This window comes from Amycolatopsis rhizosphaerae, from assembly GCF_007713715.1.
Classification (GTDB): domain Bacteria; phylum Actinomycetota; class Actinomycetes; order Mycobacteriales; family Pseudonocardiaceae; genus Amycolatopsis_E; species Amycolatopsis_E rhizosphaerae.
Genome location: NZ_VJWX01000612.1, coordinates 1 through 3,817, shown reverse-complemented (window position 1 = coordinate 3,817; position 3,817 = coordinate 1). Strand labels below are relative to the sequence as shown.

General features: G+C 69.9%; 2 protein-coding genes. One reads left to right on the top strand and one right to left on the bottom strand.

Annotated elements, in window-relative coordinates; all coding sequences use genetic code 11:
• Positions 1–97: 97 nt before the first annotated feature.
• Positions 98–643, bottom strand: coding sequence for an SUKH-4 family immunity protein (locus tag FNH05_RS34160; RefSeq protein ID WP_144592984.1), 546 nt, complete (start codon positions 641–643; stop codon positions 98–100).
• A 607-nt stretch (positions 644–1,250) separates the two neighbouring features.
• On the opposite strand from FNH05_RS34160, the gene FNH05_RS34155 reads away from it, so the two are divergent.
• The coding region (locus FNH05_RS34155) for an error-prone DNA polymerase (protein ID WP_144592983.1) at positions 1,251–3,817 on the top strand (2,567 nt) is incomplete at its 3' end.

The window sequence follows — 3,817 nt, the reverse complement described above, 5'->3', positions numbered from 1 at the left end:
CTGGGGTTCCGCACCGGCGGCGGCCGGGGTGGGCGCGGGCGATGAGCCGCCGTTCTGACGGCGCCGTCGATACCGTCCGCGTCGGCCGGCGGGCCGGCTACGACTCTCCGGTGCTTGCCAGATGGTCCAGAGCCAGGGACCACCAGTTGTCCGGCTGCTCGAACGAGAATGGGTCGATACTCTTCAAGCGGTTCGACAGGTCGTGGAGTGACTCGCGCGCCGCGAACGGATCGTCGGCCGCGAGGGCCTGATGCCGGCCGATTTCGTGCAGGAACTCGACAAATTCGCTCAGGTTGTTGTTCACGATCTCGCCCTGCGGCCGCGTTCCACCCATTTGGAGCAGCATGACGAAGCCTTCGTACGCGCTCACGGAGAAGCGCATTCCGGGATCGCCGGGAGGTCCTCCGATGATCACCTCCCGATGCTCCTTGCCCTCTCGCGTAACAATGTCGAAGACCTTCAGGAACTTCGGGTGGCCTTCGACCTGGGTGGTGAAGAACGGTGGACTGAATCGGGGAAGTCCCACCGTTCCCAGAACTTCCGCGTCTTCCGCGCGCAACCTGAGAAGCTCGACGTCGGACGGCGGCACGGTGATGATGTTTCCGTCGCCATGGAGTTCGGTCATATCCTGATGTGTGATCATTTTTTCCTTCCCGGCAACTTCGGTGCGGAATTCCGGTTCGCGTGCCTCGCCGGCGGAGAGTGATGTCCTCGACCAGAGTTCTGTTCGCGTCGAAGCGATCGGCGAGGCCGCTCGGAAGGCATGACAGTTCGGAGGCTGCCCGACCGGTCGAGCGCTCGATCGAAGTCGGCACGATGTGGTCGACGAGACAAAGAAAAACCCCAGTTTCGAGTGCCCGGCAAGGGCACGCGTAATAGTGATCGCAAAACCCTACCCCATAGGCAACCAGTCCACTCCCGTCGGGGCGTCGGTTGTGGATCTTCGCAGGTCGATCGGTGATCACGGTGTGGCGCCCGGGGCGTGTCGGTCCTTTGTGGAGGGTGCCGCTCTGGTTATGGCGCAGGCCGGGCCGTTGGCCGTGTTTCGGGCCGAGGTTGCCGAGTCGAAGCGGCAACGGGGGCAGAGTATCCGCGCGCTCCGCAACGCGACCGTCACGTGAGTCGTCCCGGCCTCCGTGCCGGTGTGACCTCCGGCCGGATTTGACGTCGCGGGCGCCGAGTGTCACACTCGAACACGAGTTCGAAGTCCGTGCCTGTCTTCCCCGCAGGCCTCTCGGGTGAGGTGCAGTGTGGGATGGCGGAATCCGGTTCAGCCGTGGACCGGACTGGAGCGGGCGCTCGACGGTCGCGGGCCGGTGCCCGGTGACGGCAACGATTCGCCGGCGTGGTCGCGCAAACGCGAGGGCTACCGGGGCGCGCCCGTCGATCTGCTGTCGCGCGCGATCAGCGACAGCCCCGGGGTGCGGGTGCCCTACGCGGAGCTGCACTGCCACTCCAGTTTCAGTTTCCTGGACGGGGCTTCCGATCCGGAGGAACTGGTCGAGCAGGCGGCCCGGCTGGGCCTGGACGCGATCGCGCTGACCGACCACGACGGCATGTACGGGGCGGTCCGCTTCACCGAGGCCGCCCGTGAGCTCGGGGTGCGCACCGTCTACGGCGCGGAGCTGTCGCTGGACCTGCCCGCGGCACAGCACGGCGAACCCGATCCGGCGGGGGAGCATCTGCTGTGCCTGGCGCGCGGTGTGGAGGGCTACCGGCGGTTGTGCCGCGTGATCTCCCACGCCCAACTGGCGGGACAGGAGAAGGGCCGTCCGGTCTACGACCAGGACGAGGTCGTGGAGGAGCTGCGGGGACACGTCGTCGTGCTCACCGGATGCCGCAAGGGCGCGGTGCTGCGTGCGCTGACCGACCACGCCCTGGTCACCGGCCGGATCGGGGACGCGGCGGCCGCGCTGGAGCGGTTGGCGGACCGGTTCGGCGCGGAGCACGTCGTGGTCGAGCTGACCGACCACGGCGACCCGTGGGACGACGACCGCAACGACGCGCTCGCCGCACTGGCCGCCCGGGCCGGGCTGCCCACGGTGGTGACCAACGGCGTGCACTACGCCCGCCCCGCCGACACCCCGCTGGCCGACGCGCTGGCCGCGGTGCGGGCCCGCCGCGGCGTCGGCGAGCTCGAAGGCTGGCTGCCCGCACACGGCATGGCCTTCCTGCGTTCGGGAGAGGAGCTGGCGCGGGTGTTCGCCCGCCGCCATCCCGGGGCGGTGCAGCGCGCCGCCGTGCTGGGGGTGGAGTGCGCCTTCGACCTCGAACTCGTCGCCCCGCGGCTTCCGCCGTACCCGACGCCACCCGGTACCGGCGAGGCCGGTTACCTCCGGCGCCTGACCTGGGACGGGGCGGCCCGCCGCTACGGGGCCCGCGACCAGTCGCCCCAGGCGTACCGGCAGCTGGAGCACGAGCTCGACGTCATCGAAAAGCTGGGCTTCCCCGGCTATTTCCTCATCGTCTGGGACATCGTGGAGTTCTGCCGCCGCAACGACATCCTCTGCCAGGGCCGCGGATCGGCCGCCAACTCGGCGGTCTGCTACGCGCTGGGCATCACCAACGCCGACCCGGTCAGGTGGGGCCTGCTGTTCGAACGCTTCCTGTCGCCGGAGCGCGACGGGCCGCCGGACATCGACGTGGACATCGAGTCCGACCGGCGGGAGGAGGCCATCCAGTACGTCTACGAACGGTACGGGCGCCATCACGCCGCGCAGGTCGCCAACGTGATCACCTACCGGGCCCGCTCGGCGCTGCGGGACGCGGCGAAGGCCCTCGGCTACTCGCCGGGGCAGCAGGACAGCTGGTCGAAGCAGGTCGACCGCTGGGCCGGGATCGCCGCCACCGCCGGGCAGCGCGATCACGACATCCCCGCACCGGTGCTCGAACTCGCCGCGCGGTTCGAAGACCTGCCGCGCCACCTCGGCATCCACTCCGGCGGGATGGTGATCTGCGACCGGCCGGTGTCGGAGGTGGTACCCGTGGAGTGGGCGCGGATGCCCGGCCGCACCGTTCTGCAGTGGGACAAGGACGACTGCGCCGCGGTCGGCCTCGTCAAGTTCGACCTGCTCGGCCTCGGCATGCTGTCGGCCCTGCACTACATGCTCGACCTCGTCCGCGAACACGAAGGGACCGACGTCGACCTGGCGCGGCTCGACCTGGCCGATCCGGCCGTGTACGCGATGCTCCGCGCCGCCGACGCGGTCGGCGTGTTCCAGGTGGAGTCGCGCGCCCAGCTGGCCACCCTGCCCCGGCTCAAACCGCGCGAGTTCTACGACCTGGTCGTCGAGGTCGCCCTGATCCGGCCCGGCCCGATCCAGGGCGGTTCGGTCCACCCGTACATCCGGCGCCGCAACGGCGAGCCCTGGTCGCACCCGCACCCGAAACTCGCCCGCGCACTGGACCGCACCCTCGGGGTGCCGCTGTTCCAGGAACAGGTCATGCAGATGGCCGTCGACGTCGCCGACTTCAGCCCGGCCGAAGCCGATCAGCTGCGCCGGGCGATGGGCGCCAAGCGGTCCGGCGCGAAGATGGCACGGCTCGCCGACCGGTTCTTCCGGGGCGCGGCCGCCAACGGCATCACCGGCGAGGTGGCCGAGCGGATCTTCGACCAGATCGCGGCGTTCTCCGGCTACGGTTTCCCCGAGTCGCACTCGCACAGCTTCGCGCTGATCGTCTACGCCAGCGCTTGGATGAAGCGCTATCACCCCTCGGCGTTCCTGGCGGGGCTGCTGCGCGCGCAGCCCATGGGGTTCTACTCGCCGCAGTCGCTGGTGGCCGACGGGCGGCGGCACGGCGTGCTCACCCTCGGCCC

What these genes read in the sequence shown, in the direction of transcription:
- FNH05_RS34160 (WP_144592984.1), bottom strand. Translation starts at nt 643, where the DNA reads ATGATCACACATCAGGATATGACCGAACTCCATGGCGACGGAAACATC.